11 protein-coding genes and 1 pseudogene are annotated in these 16,116 nt (G+C 71.0%); 7 read left to right on the top strand and 5 right to left on the bottom strand.

Going from position 1 to position 16,116, the window contains the following annotated elements; translation table 11 throughout:
• Positions 1–25 precede the first annotated feature (25 nt).
• Complete coding sequence (locus AC3IX6_RS21205) at positions 26–346, bottom strand: hypothetical protein (protein ID WP_489363578.1); 321 nt, start codon at positions 344–346, stop codon at positions 26–28.
• Between the two features lie 418 nt (positions 347–764).
• Positions 765–2,225 (bottom strand): MFS transporter, encoded by a 1,461-nt coding sequence (locus AC3IX6_RS21200; protein WP_489363576.1) that lies wholly within the window; start codon positions 2,223–2,225, stop codon positions 765–767.
• 155 nt (positions 2,226–2,380) lie between these two features.
• Here AC3IX6_RS21200 and AC3IX6_RS21195 point away from each other — a divergent pair, with 155 nt between their 5' ends.
• Positions 2,381–2,800, top strand: a complete 420-nt coding sequence (locus tag AC3IX6_RS21195; protein WP_489363575.1) for a MarR family winged helix-turn-helix transcriptional regulator — start codon at positions 2,381–2,383, stop codon at positions 2,798–2,800.
• 303 nt (positions 2,801–3,103) lie between these two features.
• Positions 3,104–4,522, top strand: a complete 1,419-nt coding sequence (locus AC3IX6_RS21190; RefSeq protein ID WP_489363574.1) for an AfsR/SARP family transcriptional regulator — start codon at positions 3,104–3,106, stop codon at positions 4,520–4,522.
• A gap of 98 nt (positions 4,523–4,620) precedes the next feature.
• Here AC3IX6_RS21190 and AC3IX6_RS21185 read toward each other — a convergent pair whose 3' ends face one another.
• The gene (locus tag AC3IX6_RS21185; protein WP_489363573.1) at positions 4,621–5,115 is read right to left on the bottom strand and encodes a peptidylprolyl isomerase; all 495 of its coding nucleotides are present in this window, start codon (positions 5,113–5,115) and stop codon (positions 4,621–4,623) included.
• Positions 5,116–5,439: 324 nt separating this feature from the next.
• On the opposite strand from AC3IX6_RS21185, the pseudogene AC3IX6_RS21180 reads away from it, so the two are divergent.
• Positions 5,440–5,858: pseudogene (locus AC3IX6_RS21180) on the top strand (nuclease/transposase family protein); the annotation flags it as partial.
• Between the two features lie 217 nt (positions 5,859–6,075).
• Here AC3IX6_RS21180 and afsK read toward each other — a convergent pair.
• Positions 6,076–8,502, bottom strand: a complete 2,427-nt coding sequence (afsK, locus tag AC3IX6_RS21175) for a protein serine/threonine kinase AfsK (protein WP_489363572.1) — start codon at positions 8,500–8,502, stop codon at positions 6,076–6,078.
• A 413-nt stretch (positions 8,503–8,915) separates the two neighbouring features.
• On the opposite strand from afsK, the gene AC3IX6_RS21170 reads away from it, so the two are divergent.
• From AC3IX6_RS21170 to AC3IX6_RS21155, 4 genes are all read left to right on the top strand, one after another.
• The gene (locus tag AC3IX6_RS21170) at positions 8,916–10,382 is read left to right on the top strand and encodes a hypothetical protein (protein ID WP_489363570.1); all 1,467 of its coding nucleotides are present in this window, start codon (positions 8,916–8,918) and stop codon (positions 10,380–10,382) included.
• A 125-nt stretch (positions 10,383–10,507) separates the two neighbouring features.
• Entirely contained in the window at positions 10,508–12,103 is a 1,596-nt protein-coding gene (locus tag AC3IX6_RS21165; RefSeq protein WP_489363568.1) for a hypothetical protein, read from the top strand.
• A gap of 286 nt (positions 12,104–12,389) precedes the next feature.
• Positions 12,390–13,868 (top strand): hypothetical protein, encoded by a 1,479-nt coding sequence (locus AC3IX6_RS21160; protein WP_489363567.1) that lies wholly within the window; start codon positions 12,390–12,392, stop codon positions 13,866–13,868.
• A 90-nt stretch (positions 13,869–13,958) separates the two neighbouring features.
• The gene (locus tag AC3IX6_RS21155) at positions 13,959–15,197 is read left to right on the top strand and encodes a hypothetical protein (protein ID WP_489363566.1); all 1,239 of its coding nucleotides are present in this window, start codon (positions 13,959–13,961) and stop codon (positions 15,195–15,197) included.
• Positions 15,198–15,203: 6 nt separating this feature from the next.
• Here the strand turns inward: AC3IX6_RS21155 and AC3IX6_RS21150 are convergent, their stop codons facing one another.
• Positions 15,204–16,007: a VOC family protein gene (locus tag AC3IX6_RS21150; protein WP_489363564.1), complete on the bottom strand. Its 804-nt coding sequence runs from the start codon at positions 16,005–16,007 to the stop codon at positions 15,204–15,206.
• Positions 16,008–16,116 lie beyond the last annotated feature (109 nt).

The following is a 16,116-nucleotide window of genomic DNA, read 5'->3' as shown; positions in this document are numbered from 1 at the left end:
GGTTCCTTGCTGGTGGACGGGGCGTTCAGCGCGGGAGGGAGAAGGTCGTCAGGGCCTGCCCGACGGCGAACGTCTGCATGACCGGGCCGCGGGCGGAGACGCGGCGGCTGGTGACGGTCCGCAGGAAGGTGCGGCGGCCGGCGGCCAGGTCGTCGAGGTCCGCGTAGCTGATGCCGAACACGTGGGTGGGCTCGGCTTCCGTCAGGACGCCCTGCGGGTCCAGCGTGAGTTCGGCCGCCGGCTCGGAGATCACGAAGCGGACGGTGGCGCCCGCCGCCTGCCAGGCGGGGGCGGCCTTCGCCGCCGCGGCCAGGGCGTTCGGGATCTCTTCGGGTGAGATGGCCATGCGCATTCCTTAGCGTTCGAGGGGAGAGGTGGAGATGAGGATGGAGAGGGAGATGGAGAATTGATTCGCGTATGAGTACCGACTGCCGTGCAGGCGTCGAATTGCACTGCGGCGTTTTCCGCCGGGCTTCTTCTTTCGCAGCACCGGACAACCGGCTGATCATGAAGCTACCGATCCCGGACCACCCCTGTCCATGAATTCAACCGCCCCTCCACCGAGGTGGAATTCACCCTCCAGCGGGCGGTAATCGGCTGTCCATCGCGGGCGGAAGAACATGCTCCGCATACGCGAAAAGCCCGGCCCGCCCGGGACCGGGAAACGCGAAGTGGGCTTGCAGGCGGGGGAGGCTGCAAGCCCACGTTCAGGGAGACCCATCCGGTTTCGCGTGGCGCGGGGCCGGGGCCGGGCCGGGGTCAGGTCAGGCGTCGGCGCCCCGAGGAGCGCGGGTCAGCGACCGCAGCGCGAGGGCGATCACGATGGCGACGGCGGAGCACACGGCCAGGGCGAGGAAGCCGTTGCCGACGCCGGCGGTGGTCGCGTCCGCGACCGAGTCCCCGCCGTCGAGGCCGCCGTCCACCGAGGTCATGAGGATGGTGCCGATGACGGCGATGCCGAGGGCGGCGCCGGTCTCGTTGAAGGTGTTCAGCAGCCCGGATCCGACGCCCGACTCCTCCAGCTTGACGTGCGAGGTGCCGATGCCGAACAGCGGGACGAAGCAGGCCGGCAGGCCGGCGCCGATGACCGCCAGCGCCACGATGGTCAGCGCGACGCTGTCACTGCCGGTCGCCAGGAGGCCCGTACCGACGAGCTGGAGAGCGGCGCCGACCACGTACATGCCGCCCAGGCCCAGCGCATTGGCCAGGGCCGGCGCGACCATGGCGACGACGAGGGCCGCCAGGCCCATGGGGAGCAGCGAGAGGCCGGTGACGAAGGCGCTCATCTCGTGGACCCGCTGGAAGTACATGCTGGCCAGGAAGGAGCTGCTGATCATGACGCTGGCCACCAGGAGCAGGCCGACGCTGGACAGCCAGTAGGTGGGCTTGCGCAGCAGGTGCAGCGGGAGCAGCGGGTCGGCCTGGCCGATCTCCATGAAGGTCACGACGGTGAGCAGGACCACGGCGGCGCCGATGCTGCTCCAGGCGGTCGGGTCGCCGAAGCCCTCGTGCAGCCGGATCAGGCCGAAGGACAGGGCCGCGAGTCCGGCGGTCGACACGATCGCGGAGGGCAGGCGCAGCTTGCGGCCGTTGCTCGTGTTGAGGGCGGGCATGGCGCGCAGGGCGCCGATGAGGGCCGCGATGCTGACCGGGATGTTGATCAGGAAGGCCCAGCGCCAGCTGATCGCCGTGACGATCAGGCCGCCCAGGACCACGCCGATGGTCGCGCCGATCACGCCGAGGCCGCTCCAGGCGGTGAGTGCGATCTTGCGCTGCTCCTCGTCCTGGTAGACCGCCAGGATGATGGACAGGGCGGCCGCGGAGAGCAGTGCGGCTCCGGCGCCCTGGAGGGCGCGGCCCGCGACGAGGAGCTCCTGGTTGCCGGCGATGCCGCAGAGCACGGAGGCCACGGCGAAGACCGAGAGGCCGGTGACGAAGGTGCGGCGGCGGCCGAAGACGTCGGAGACGCGGCCGCCGAAGAGCAGCAGGCTGCCGAGCATCAGGACGTACGCGCTGATGGTCCACTGCAGGGCGGCCGGATCGGCGGGCAGCTGGGCCCCGATCGAGGGCAGGGCCACGTTCACGACCGTCGAGTCCAGCATGACCATCAGCTGGGCGACGCCGACCACCACGAGGGTGGTCCAGGGGGCCTTGCCGGGGGCCTGGGCGGGCGCTTCGTCCGCGTCCGGCCCGGCTGTCTGGGGTGCCAGCGTCTGCTCGGTCACCACGTCTCCTTCGTTGGGGGGGAACTTCGGGTGGAACTTTCAGTGGAACTTTGAGCGGTACGAGAACGATGCATGCGAATGCATCGATCTTGATCCGCACAGTACATTCATGCGCCTGCATCGACAAGAGGGGCTCGCGAACCTACGATGAGGGGGTGACAGAAACAGCTCTGACCGATCGATGGGTGTCCGTGGCCCGCGCCTGCGCGCAGATCAATCAGGCCGCCGAACGCGTCCTGGCCGAGCACCACGGCCTGTGCGCCAGCGCCTTCGAGATCATGGACGTGATGATGCGCGCGGACGACTGGATCCGGGCCGGTGAACTCAGCTCCCGCGCCTCCAGAAGCCAGCCACAGGTTTCACGCCTGCTGGCCCAGATGATCAATGCCGGCTATGTCGAGCGACGGCCCTGCTCCAATGACCGGAGGGGATTCGACGCCCGCCTCACACCGGCCGGCCGGAAACTCTTCTCTCAGTCCTCCTCCACGATGGAAACGGTCCTCCGCGAAATGGCAGAAAGCAGCGAGGACGTTCGCAACGTTATCGGCCTCTCCCCTGCCCACCAGGTGAACTAGCCGAAGTAGCCGAAGTAGCCGAAGTAGCAAAAGCATCCGCTGATGCCGCCGACCCCGCTGGTAGCGTCCCGGCTCAACCGCGCGTCTTCCGTCCGGATGAGCTACGGATCACCGAAGACGGCCGACCGGAGGGGGCGGTCACGCGGCCGCCGTCGAGGAACGGGCCCTGCAAGGTCCGCGCGATACCCGCGCGATGCCCGCACGCCGGGCCCGTCCCGAACACCCCCTCAGGAAGCGCGGGCACGCGCGGCCGCACCACGGCCCGCCGTGCCCGCGCCGAAGGCAGTCGGATACGGGGGAAACATGCTCAACCAGACGAGGCCGCCGACGGTTTCCGGCAGCCACCCGGCCCACCGGCCGCGCGTGGCCGCCCAGCCCGGCGCACGCGGCGCGGTACTGACACGTGCCAGGTCCGGCCCGCCCGGTGCGGTCCGCCCGGCCGCCGCGGGCGACCCGAAGGTCTCCTTCCGGCTCCTCGGGCCGCTGGAGATCGTCACCGCCGCCGGACCGCTCCCGCTGCGGGGCATGAACCAGCGCGCCGTCCTCGCCTTCCTGCTGCTCCACGCCAACCAAGTGGTCTCCACCAGCGACCTCATGGGGGTCCTCTGGCCCGGCAGGGTCGCCCCGCCCACGGCGCGCAAGGTGCTGCAGAACACCGTCTCGGCCCTGCGCGGAGTACTGGCCGGCGGCGGCGTGCCCGCCCACGTCGCCTCCCTGGTCAGCCAGGCCCCGGGCTACATGCTCCGGATGGCGCCGGAAGCCCTGGACCTGGCCCGGTTCCGGATCCTCGCCGACCAGGGACGCGGCGCGCTGGCCGCCGGACAGCCCGAGAGCGCCTCCCGCTCCCTGCGGGCCGCCCTCGGCCTGTGGCGCGGCCGGGCCGGACAGGAACTCGCCGAATCCGGCGTGGACTGGCCCGAACTGGAGATGGTGGACAACGCCCGGGCCGCGGCCCTGGAAGACTTCTGCGACGCGGAACTGCGCAGCGGACGCCACCACGAGGTGATCCGCTCCCTGGAGGCAGCGACGGCCGCCGAGCCCTCCCGGGAGCGCTCGTGCCACCTGCTGATGCTCGCCCTCTACCGCGCGGGCCGCCAGGCCGAGGCCCTGCGGGCGTACGAGCGGCTCCAGCAGGAGCTGAGCCGGGACTTCGGCGTCCAGCCCGGCCGCGAAGTACGGGACCTGCACCAGGCGATCATCAACCAGGACCCCGCCCTGCTCCCGTCCGCGGGCACGGACGGCCCCGACCTGGACTTCAGCTCACGGCCCGACCCCGAACTCGACCTGCTCTTCGCCCTGCTGGCCTTCGTCCAGCGCCAGCAGCGCCCGCACGTCGTGACGCTCACCGGAGCCGCCGGAGCCGCCGGCACGGCCGGCGCGGGCGGCCCCGGAGGCCACGGCCGGCTCCTCTCCGAGCTCACCGACCGGCTCCAGCAGGACGGTCAGACCACCGTCTGGTACGTCCGCACCGGCCCGGACGGCGCCGCACTCGGCGACGACCTGCGCGCCGCCCTGCGCCGCGCCACCCCGCACCGCCCGCTGGTGGTGGTCGCCGAGAACCTGCACCACGTACGGGGCGCGGTCCCGGACTGCGTCGGCGAGGTGATCCGCGAGGCGGGGCGCACCCCGCTGCTCGTGGTGCTGACCGCCCGCGCCGCACCCGAAAGCCTCTGGCCGGGCTGGAACGCCGCCGTGCCCTGGTCGACCACGGTGATGGTCTGACAGGACCCCCGGCGCAGGCCCCCCGCCCCCGGACATGACGGCGGCCCCGTCCCCCCTGAGGGGGCGGGGCCGGCCAGCCGTTGCGGGCGGGGTGGGGATCAGGCCTCGACGACGCCGGACGCCGCGATCTCGATCTTGCCCTTCGTGGAGCCCGAGGGGGAGCCGAGCTTCTCGATCGTGTCGACGATCTCCGAGCCCTCGACGACCTCGCCGAAGACGACGTGCTTGCCGTCGAGCCACGGGGTGAGGACGGTGGTGATGAAGAACTGCGAGCCGTTGGTGTTGCGGCCGGCGTTCGCCATCGACAGCAGGTACTTGCGGTCGTGCTTCAGGGTGAAGTTCTCGTCGGCGAACTTCTCGCCGTAGATGCTCTTGCCGCCCGTGCCGTTGTGGTTGGTGAAGTCACCGCCCTGCAGCATGAACTGCGGGATGACGCGGTGGAAGCCCGAGCCGGCGTAGCCGAAGCCGTTCTGGCCGGTGCACAGCTCGCGGAAGTTCTGGGCGGTCTTCGGGACGACCTCGTCGAAGAGGTTGAAGACGATGCGACCGGCGGGCTTGCCGTCGATGTTGATGTCGAAGAATACGTTGCTCATGGGGTCCATCCTGTCATCCGGATAGCCGGAACCCTGCCCAGGGCTTCAAGTCGGGGAGGAATCTCGTGGCCGCGTAACGCTTCCGCTGCGGCGGGATCAGTTTCAGGCAGATGCGGAACCCCAGGGTGGCGGTTCGCCGACAGGCGGGGTGATCGGCCACTCGTTCAGGTGAGGTACTGCCGTTCGGGCGAATGGTGCGGGCTGCGGATCTACGTTGGTGTGGTGACGACATCCGAAGCAGCGGAGGACGCCGGGTACTCCCGGTACACCTACCGACTGCGCGTGTCGTCGACAGCGCTCAGCGCGCTGGTGGCGGAGGGGAACCAGAAGCGCGACACGGATCCGAGCCTCAACTACACCAAGCGCGGCTTCCGGCTCAAGGACGGACGCCTTCATCTGGCGGGCGGGATCGTCCTTAGGGTGGTGTGGTCACGCGATCTCCCTGGCGATCCGTCGTCCGTGCGGGTCTACCGGGACAGCGTCGGGCACTGGTATTGCTCGTTCGTCGTTTCCCTCCAAATCGAACCCCTGCGCACGGCAGGAAGGCCTCTGTGAGGCTGGCCCGGTACCAGCGGACGATGGCCCGGCGGCGGGCGGCGAAGCTGCACAAGAAGGTCGCCAGGCAGCGGGAGGACACGGCCCGCAAGTGGGCCAAGCGTGTTGTCCGTGACCACGACGTTCTCGCCGTGGAGGACTTCAAACCGAGGTTCCTCGCCAAGTCGACCTTGGCGAGGAGTGATGCTCGTCCGGGCAGGTCTGAACCCGGCCGGCGCCGAAAGCACAAGACCCGACGAACCGCCGGTTCGTAAGGCAGCTCGAGCCGCAAATCCCCCGTACCCGAAGGAGAGCAATCCCTTCAGGTGGAGGAGCAGTCAATCCTCGTGCGGTGCGCGACCCCGAGGGGGCCGCGACCGGGCCCCCGAACGGCTCAGCCGCAGCTCAGGCGGCGGCCGAGCCGGGTCAGCCGCCCGTACGGGTCCCCGTGCCCTTGGCGGCGTCCAGTGCGTAGACGCAGCGGTCCTTGCTGCATGCGTAGACCACGCCCGCCTCGGCCACCGGGGCGCCGGTGATCTCCCCGCCGGTGGCCAGTTTCCAGCGGAGCTGGCCGCCCGCCGCGTCGAGGGTGTACAGGCAGTGGTCGGCCGATCCGAAGTGGACCCGGCCGTCCGCGACCGCCGGGGAACCGGTGATCTCGCCGCCCGCCGCGAACCGCCACTTCGGGGTGCCGGTGACCGCGTCGAGGGTGTACACGGCGCTGCCCGCCGCCAGGTGGACGTTGCCCGCGGCGACCAGGACCGGGTCGGCGGACTGCCGGGGCTCGGTGGCGATGCGCCAGCGGTCCTTGCCGGTGGCCGCGTCCAGGGCGTAGACGGTGCCCAGGTAGTCCGCGAGGTACACCCCGCCGCCCGTGACGGCCGCGCCGGGGGCGAAGGCCGGGGGCGCGAGGAACACGGCGGGGGCCTCGAAGTGCCAGCGGACCCGTCCCGAGGCCCGGTCGATGGAGATCACCCGGGTGCCGGCGGCGACGTAGACGTTGCCGTCGGGCGCGGGCGTGACCCGTACGGGCACGTTCCCGCAGGAGCCGGCGTCGCCGACCGGATAGGACCAGGACTCGCGGCCCGAGCGGGCGTCCAGGGCCCGCAGCCGGGCGTCCTGCCACACGTAGACCGTGCCGTCGTGCAGCACGGGAGCCGCCTCGGCGGTCTCGAACTCGCTCTGCGCGCCCGACAGCTCCCACAGCTTGTGCCCGCTGGAGGACTCCCAGGCCTGTACGCCGCCTCCGCGCGTGGCGGTGACGACGGTGCCCCGGTCGGAGCGCAGGGCGTACACCCAGGCGTCGGCGGACAGCCGCCACCGCTCGGAGCCGTCGCCGGCGTCCAGGGCGTAGAGGGAGGGGCCGTCGGAGGCGTGGATGCGCCCGTCGGAGACGGCCATGGACCAGGCGACGTCCCGGGTCTTGAACTGGCGGCGGCCGCTGGCCACGTCCAGGGCGTGCACCTCGAAGGAGGTGACGTAGAGCAGGTCGCCGGCGACGGTCGGGGTGCCCCAGACCTCGTTCGACATCCGGAACCGCCAGGGCCGCCAGCGGCCGCTGTCGGGGGCCGGGCCGGGGTTCGGTACGAGGACCGAGGGCGCGGGGCCCGACACCGGGGTGCCGGCGGGCGGCCGGATCCAGCCGGTCGCCGAGTCCGCGGCGGCGGCGTGGGCGGCCGGAGCCGAGGCGGAGGCCTGCGGGCCGGGACCGATCGGCACCGGGGAACCGCCGAGCCGCACGGGCTCCCCCGAGGGCGCCATCGGCGGGTGCTCGGGCCGCTGCGGGACGGCCTGGCCGGTCCGCGGGTCGGTCCACGGGTCGGCGCCGCCGCGCTGGCGGCGGTGCGTGGCGGGACCGGACGCGGGACCGGCGCTCTCGATGGGCGCGGAGATGCCGGCCCGGGGAAGGGCCGGCTTCGGCACCGCCGCGGCGGCGGCGGCAGCGGCAGCGGCGGCGTTGCGGTGGCCGGCCCGCCGGGCCTCGATCATCGCCACGGCCCGCTCGGGCAGCCACGCCGAAGCGGTACCGCTCTCGTCGCCGCCCTCGAAGAGGTGCGGGGCGAGCTGCGCCTGCAGGTCGGCCGGGGTCGGCCGCTGCGTGGCGTCCATCTGCATGCAGGAGTCGATCAGCGGGCGGAGCTCGTCGGGCAGCCCCTCCAGGTTGGGGCCCTCGCGCAGCAGCATGAAGACCGTCTCCACCGGGTTCGCCCCGTGGTACGGCGGATGCCCGGTGGCGGCGAAGACCAGCGTGGAGCCGAGCGAGAACACGTCGCTGGCGCCCTTGACGCTGCGCGAGTCCTTGGCCTGCTCCGGCGACATGTACGCGGGGGTGCCGACGGCGACGTTCGTCATGGTCAGCCGTGTGTTGGAGACACCGCTGGCGATGCCGAAGTCGATCACGCGCGGGCCGTCCTCGACGACGAGCACGTTGGAGGGCTTCAGGTCGCGGTGGACCAGGCCCGCCCCGTGGATCGACTGGAGCGCCTCGGCGATGCCGGCGGCGAGCCACCGTACGGCCTGGGCGGGCATGGGCCCGCACTCGTGGACGATCTCCTCCAGGGAGGGCGCCGGTACGTACGCGGTCGCCAGCCACGGCACGGCCGCGCGCGGGTCGGCGTCGACGACGGCCGCGGTGTAGAAGCCGGAGACGGCGCGGGCCGCCTCCACCTCACGGGTGAAACGGACGCGGAACAGCTGGTCCTCGGCGAGCTCGGTGCGCACCGTCTTGATCGCCACCCGGCGTCCGGACGCCGACCGCGCGAGATAGACCAGCCCCATGCCGCCGGCGCCGAGCCGTCCCAGCACCTCGAAGGGGCCGATCCGTCTCGGGTCGTGCTGCGTCAGCTGCTCCACCACTCGCCTCCACACCCATCCCCGTACGGGGTCCCTCGCGGTCCCCGCTCTTCCAGCCATCGCCGGTGGCAGCGCCGACATCGCCGTCACGTCACCGGATGCGCGCGAGCCGCCGCGGGTCCCTGCCCCCTGCAGCGTCTCACCCCCGGGGGCCGCCCGGGTCGCGCACCCCCGATTCTGTCAGGCCCGCGCCTGGTCCGGCCCCGGCACGGCGGGCGGTCGCGTACGGGGTGCGGGGAGAGGCGTACAACCCCGGGGCGTTTTCGTGGGTCTAGCCCCTGTTCGATTCGCCGGAACCTGGGGGATACATGCGTCACCGTTTGACGTCGGCAGTTGTGATCGCGGCAGCAGCGCTGGGGGGACTGGCCGTGCCCGGGGTGGCACATGCCGACACGCTTTCCTGTCTGCAGGGGATGGAAGCCACCCGTGAGGGGGCCGTCCTGGTCAAGGGCGTGTGGGACATGCCTTCGCCGTCCGCCGTCCACGTGCGGGACAAGAAGACGGGTCAGCGGGTCGCAACCGTCTCGAAGTTCCGCCGCGAGTACCACCCGGACCTCGCGCCCGAGTGGGACCTGATCTCCGAGCCGCTCAAGCTGTCCGCCCTCGGGATCTACACCCTCGAAGTCGGCTCCGAGGCCGACCACGTCGTCTGCGGGGACTTCGACTACCGACTGCGCTCGGAAATGACCAAGCCCACCGCGGGCAAGGTGTCCCTCGACAACCTGAAGACCACCGTGTCCGTGGACATCACCGGCTTCGACCCGCGGACCCAGACGAGCTCCCCGCTCGCGAACACCAAGGTCAGCGTGGCCGGTGAGGGCTTCTCCGCGGAGGCGACCACGGACGCCCGGGGCCGCCTGTCGGTCCCGCACACCTTCCGGGGCACGGAGAAGGGGACCGACGTACGCATCGATGTGACGGCGACACCGCAGATGGACGCCGCGGTCAGCCAGTTCAAGGTGGGCACGGTCCGCCAGAAGGGCGAGATCGTCCTCGACCCCGAATCCCAGGGCTTCAAGGCCACGTACGGAGATCTCCGGACGCTCAAGGGCCGGGCGGTCAGGATCGCCGCCGACGGCACGCGCAAGCCCGTCCCCGAGGGCACACGCCTGTGGGCCGACCTGACCGGTGTGCCCCGGACTCAGGCGGACGGCAGGTTCGAGCGGCAGGTACGGATCCAGGGCCCCGGCGCGTACACCGCGTGGGACACGGGGCGCAGGGCCACGCCGTGGCTGGAGGCCGTAGAGACCTGGTCAAAGGTCGAGCTCGTCTCCGTCACCCTCTTCAAGGAGTTCAAGGCCACCATGGACTCCGCGCGCCGGGTGACCCTCACCGGGGACCTGATCCTCAAGCCCGCGGTCGAGAACAAGTCGGTCAACGTCGAGGTGCAGTACTCGGCCGACGGCAAGACGAACTGGACGACGCGCAAGACGTTCGCCACGAAGTTCGGCACCGGCGCGGTCAAGCAGACGGTGCCGGGCGAGGCCGACGGCTACTGGCGGCTCCGGTACGCGGGTGAGTCCTTGATCCAGGGCTCCGTCACCCCGGCGGTCCGCCTGACCCGCACGGCGACGACCTTCTCCTACTTCAACGCGGCGCCCGAGCCGGTCCGCAAGGGCCAGACCTTCACCATCAAGGGCACCCTCCAGCACGGCACCCCGGCAAAGGCCTACGCCGGCCAGACGGTCCTGTTCTACTTCCGGCCCACCGGCAGCCAGGACTACCTCTACCAGGGCCACTCCGTGACCGCCGCCGACGGCACCTTCGTCCACCCCTTCAAGGCAGACCGCACCGGCACCTGGATCGCCCGCTACCGCGACGCCGACGGCAAGCACCTCAACGCCGAAAGCCGCCAGGACGACCTCACCGTCAACCCGTAACCCGTGATCCGCACGGGTCAGCCGACCGGCAGACCCGTGCGGAAACGCGTACAACCCCCGGGGACTGCCATGGGTCTAGCCCCCGTTCAACTCATCAAGATCCGGGGGGATCCATGCGTCACCGTTTGACCTCAGCCATCGTCATCGCCGCGGCGGCACTCGGAGGGCTGGCCGCGCCGGGGGTGGCTCACGCCGCCACCGACGACTGCGGGGGCACCATGCGTGCCACCCGCGAGGGGGCCATCTATTTCAACTCGGTCTTTGAGGGTCCCGGTATCACCCTCCCCGTCCATGTGCGGGACAAGAGGACGGGTCTGCGCGTCGCGTCCGTGAGCAAGTTCCGCTACGTGGACCTCGATCCCTCGGACGACAACTTCGGCCCGGACAGTCTCTCGGACCCGCTCAAGCTGGACAGCCTCGGGCTGTACTCGCTTGAGATCGACACTGCAGCCGGCACCGCCGTCTGCGGGGAATTCGACTACCGGCTCCGCACGGAGGTCGCCAAGCCCGTCGCGCAGGGCAAGGTTTCCCTGGCCAGCCTCACGACCACCGTGTCGGCGGACGTCACCGGCTTCGACCCGCGGACCCAGCTGAGCGCTCCGCTCAAGAACACCAAGCTCACCGTCTCCCACGAGGGCTCCGCGCGGCGGGAGGCGTCCACCGACGCGCAGGGCCGCCTGTCCTCGCCCGTCACGTTCCGGGGCACGGAGAGCTCGACCGAGGTGAGCGTCAGCCTGGCGGCCACCCCGGAGATGCGCCCCTCGACGGGCCGGGTCCGCGTGGCCTCGGACCGCCAGAAGGCCGAGGTCGTCCTCGACCCCGCGTCCCAAAAGGTCACGGCCCGCTACGGGGAGGCCGTGAAGCTCACGGGCAAGGCCGTCGTGATCGCCGCGGACGGCACGCGCAAGCCCGTACCCGAGGGCACTGCCCTCTCCACGGGGATCAACGGTGTGGCGACGAAGACCGGGGCGGACGGCCGGTTCGAGCGATCGGTACGGGTCGTGAGCCCCCGGGACGTCACGACCTGGTGGCTGGGCGGAACCGCGTATCCGTGGCTGGAGGGTGGGCCGGGCTTCACGAAGGTCCGGTTCCTCGCGGCCACCAGCATCAACGACTTCAAGGCCACCATCGACGCGGAACGGCGCGTGACCTTCACCGGGGCCATGGGCCTGAAGCCCGCCAGTGCCGACCCCGGCTCCACCAACCTGGAGGTGCAGTACTCGGCCGACGGCAAGACGAACTGGACGACGCGCAAGGTATTCGCCTTCCGCTTCAACCAGGGCGGCTTCGCGCAGACGCTGCCGGGCGAGGCGGACGGCTACTGGCGGCTGCAGTACGCCGGGGGTAAGAGCAGCGCGGGTGCGATCCTCGAGCGCACCGTCACCCCGCCGGTCCGGCTGACCCGGACGGCGACGGCCTTCTCCTACTTCAACGCCGCGCCGGAGCCGGTGCGCAAGGGCCAGACCTTCACCATCAAGGGCACCCTGCAGCACCAGAACCCGGCGAAAGCCTACGGCGGCCAGACGGTGGTCTTCTGCTTCCGGCCCGAGGGCAGCCAGACCTTCATCTACCAGGGCCAGGCCAAGACCGCCGCCGACGGCACCTTCGTCCACCCCTTCAAGGCCGACCGCACCGGCACCTGGATCGCCCGCTACCGCGACGCCGACGGCAAGCACTTCAACGCCGAAAGCCGCCAGGACGACCTCACCGTCAACCCGTAACCCGTAACCCGTAACCCTTGCGGACGCCCCCGCAGGCAGGGCCGACTCCGGCCCAACCTGCGGGAAAAGGCGTACAACCCCTTGGGGGTTTCGCTGGTCTAAAAGCCGTTCAGCTCGTCGAGATCCGGGGGAATCCGTGCGTCACCGTTTGACTTCAGCCGTCGTCGTCGCCACAGCGCTGCTCGGGGGACTGGCCGTGCCGGGGTCGGTGCACGCCGCATCGGATGCATCCATCGCGTCGGGCACGTCCGGTACGTCCGGCGCGGCCGCTGCCTGCCCGCCGGACATGTCCGCCACGCAGGGCGGGTCCCTCAGCGTCTTCAGCGCGCAGGACGGGACGGGCGTGCCCGAAGGCCTCGTCGTCCACCTGCGGGACAAGAAGACGGGTCTGCGCGTCGCCGCCGTCGACACCTTCCGCAAGGTGACCGACCCGGACGGCATCTTCCCCGACTTCCGGCTGGTCTCGGAGCCGCTCAAGCTGGCCTCCCTCGGCGTGTACGCGCTCGAAGTCGGCTCCGAAACCGACCCCGTCACCTGCGGGGACTTCGACTACCGGCTGCGTGCGGTGGTCTCCAAGGTCGACGCGGGGGACGGGGTGTCCCTCGACAACCTCAAGACCACCGTGTCGGCGGACGTCACCACCCTCGACCCGCGGACGGGGGCGAGCGCCCCGCTGAAGAACGCCGAGGTCCGGCTCTCCGCCGACCGGACCTCGCAGGAGGCGACCACGGACGCGCAGGGCCACCTGTCCTCCCCGTTCACCTTCCGGGGTACGGAGAACCACACCGAGGTGCGCGTAGACGTCCTGGACACCCCGGACCTCCGCGCCGGGGGGCGCGGCGAAACCGCACGCGCGGTCCGCCAGAAGGCCGAGATCGTCCTCGCCCCCGAGTCCCGGAAGATCAAGGCCCGCTACGGATCGACGGCCAAGATCACGGGCCAGGCCCTCAGGACGGCCGCGGACGGCACGCGCAAGCCCGTCCCCGAGGGCACCCCGATGCTCGCGGACCTCACCGGCGAGCCCCGGACGACGACGGAGGGCCGGTTCGAACGGCAGCTGCTGATGTCCCGCGGCGGCCCGGTGAAGACCACGTGGGCGGGCGGCAAGTCCCCGTGGCTGCACTACGTGATCGCCAGTACGGAGGCCGAGGTCGTCGGCGTCAGCTACTTCACGGACCTCAAGGTCACGGCCGACGCCGCCGGCGTGAAGTTCTCCGGTGGCCTCGCCCACAAGCCCCTCAGCCAGACGCCCACCCTCCTCGAGGCGCAGTACTCGGCCGACGGCAAGACGGACTGGAAGACCCGCCACGTCTTCGCCGTGGACTTCGCCTCCGCCCGGTTCGACCAGACGCTGCCGGGCGTGGGCGAGAGCGACGGCTACTGGCGGCTGCGGTACGCCGCCGCGACGAGCATGCAGGGCTCCGTCACCGAGCCGGTCCGGCTGACCCGGACGGCGACGGCCTTCACCTACTTCAACGCGGCACCCGAGCCGGTCCGCAAGGGCGAGACCTTCACCATCAAGGGCACCCTCCGCCACGAGACCCCGGCGAAGCCGTACGAGGGCCAGACGGTGCTGTACTACCTCCAGCCCGTCGGCAGCCAGGAATTCATCTACCAGGGCCAGGCCAGGACCGGCGCGGACGGCAAGTTCGTCCAGACCTTCACCGCCGACCAGAGCGGCGCCTGGATCGTCCGCTACAGCGACTCCGACGGCAAGCACTTCAACGCCGAGAGCCGCCGCGACGACCTCACGGTCAACCCGTGAAGCCGTGAAGCCGTGAACCCGTGAAGCCGTAAGCAGGCCGATCGCCGGCACTCGCACCGGCAGCCGTTCCGCCCCGAGGGCGAGCCGCTCGTGCGCAAGGACGCGGCCACCTTCAACTACACGCTCGAGCCCGTCTTCGACGAGGTCACCACGTCCAAGGCGGTCTCCCTGGACAACCTGGGCACCACCGTCGAAACGGTCCTCAGGGGCCTTGACCCGCGCGACGGGACCCTGACCCCGCTGGGCGGCGCGAAGGTTTCGATCAACGCGGGAGGCAAGTCCACCACCGTCTCCACCGACGGCGCGGGCCGCCTGAAGGCACCTGCCGCCTTCACCGGTACCGAGCCCAGCGCGCGGATCCACATGGAGCACACGAACGCCAGCGGCCTCACCGGCTGGGCCGACACCGACCCCCCGATCGACAGGCAGCCGGTGCGGATCGAACTGGACGCCGCTTCCCGCAAGGTGTCCGCGCCGTACGGCAACGCCGTCCGCATCAACGGCTCGCTGAAGCGGGTCGCGGCGGACGGCACGCTCAAGCCCGTGGCCTCGGCCATGAAGCTGACCCGTACGGCGAGCAAGCCGGTGCTGTTCAACAGCAGCCCCGAGGGCCGCTTCTCCGTCAGTGCCAAGGCTCCGGACGACACCACCTTCAAGGTCTCCACCGGCAGTCAGATGTGGCTCGACCAGAAGGCTTTCGCCCCCGTCGAGGTGGACATCACCTCGGGTGTGAGCTACTACGGCACCTCCGGCGAGTACCTCGCCAACGGCAAGACCCCGATCGTCTCCTTCCACCTGACGCCGAGCGCCGTGAACGTGGATCCGGACAGGACGCCCCCGGCCACCGGACCCTTCGAGATCCAGTTCTCCAGGACCGGCTCCACATGGATCACCCGCAAGACCTTCACGGCCGAGTTCGGCAAGGTGTTCTCGCAGTCCCTTCCCGGAGAGAACGGCTACTGGCGCGTCCGGTACGCGGGCAAGGACCTGGGGCAGAGCGCGTCGGCGCCCGTCCACGTGTCGCGGGCCAAGACGGAGATACCCGAGTTCAACGCCCACCCCGAGCCGGTCAAGCGCGGTGGACAGCTGACCGTGGTCGGCAAGGTGCGGGAAATCGGCACCTCGACACCGGCCCGGGGCCACGTCGACATCTACTTCCGCCAGAAGGGCAGCACCCAGTGGATCCGTGCAGGCTACACGGGCACCGGGGCCGACGGCTTCACCCGGAAGTTCACCGTCCAGCGCAGTGGTGACTGGAAGGCGGTGTTCTCGGGAGACCACTACCTCGACTCGGAGAGCCGCGTGGACTCCGTCGAGGTCACCGGCTGACCCGGCCTAGGGGGTGCCCAGCCTCGTCCGCGGCTCCGAGAGGAGCCCGAAGACGGCCCCCTGGTTGTCCGCGACCACCGCGATGCGCCCGTACGGGGTGTCGAAGGGGTCGGCCGTGACGCGGCCGCCGAGGCGCTGCACCATCGCCACGGACTGGTCGCAGTCCGGGACGGAGAAGTACGCGAGGAAGTGCGCGGGCATGATCTCCGGGAAGGCGTCGGTGATCAGGCTGCGCCCCAGGACGGCCGTCTCCGAGCCGGGCGCCCTGCCGGGCGGGGACCAGACGCGGTACTCGATGCCCGACTCGTCGTCGTTCTGGTCCTCGGGGACGTAGCCGAAGACCTTGGCGTAGAAGACGTCCACGGCGTCGCGGGCCCGGGTGTACACCTCGGACCAGCAGTAGGTGTACGGCTCGTTCTGGGCGTCGAAACCGTGGTGGGTGCCGGGCTGCCACAGGCCGAAGACGGCCCCGCCGGGGTCGGCGGCCATCGCGGCGGTCCCGTAGGGGCCCACCGGCATCGGGTCCATCACCATCTGGCCGCCGGCGGCGCGGATGCGCTGGGCGCAGGCGTACGCGTCGGTCGTGTAGAGGTAGATCCCCCAGACGGTCGGCATGCGGCCGTCGGGCTTGGGGGCGAGGGCGGCGACGTTGCGGCCGCGGCTGTAGGCCTGGGTGTAGTGGCCGTACTCGGCTCCCGCGCTGTCGGCGAAGGTCCACCCGAAGAGCTCACCGTAGAAGCGCTTGCCGGCTTCCACGTCCGGCAGGGAGGCGTCGACCCAGCAGGGTGCGCCTTCCACGAATGCGGCCATGAGCCCGGTTCCTTCCGTTGTGCGGGGGTGTGCAAGGGTGTGCACCCTCCGCGCACGTTCCGCCTCGCTCGCCCAGCCATGTCCTCCGGATCATGATGTGCCCGAAAAC

Source organism: Streptomyces sp. GL_141, assembly GCF_057834385.1.
Note: the sequence above shows the minus strand (reverse complement) of the source record. Positions and strands in the feature narration are given on the sequence as shown.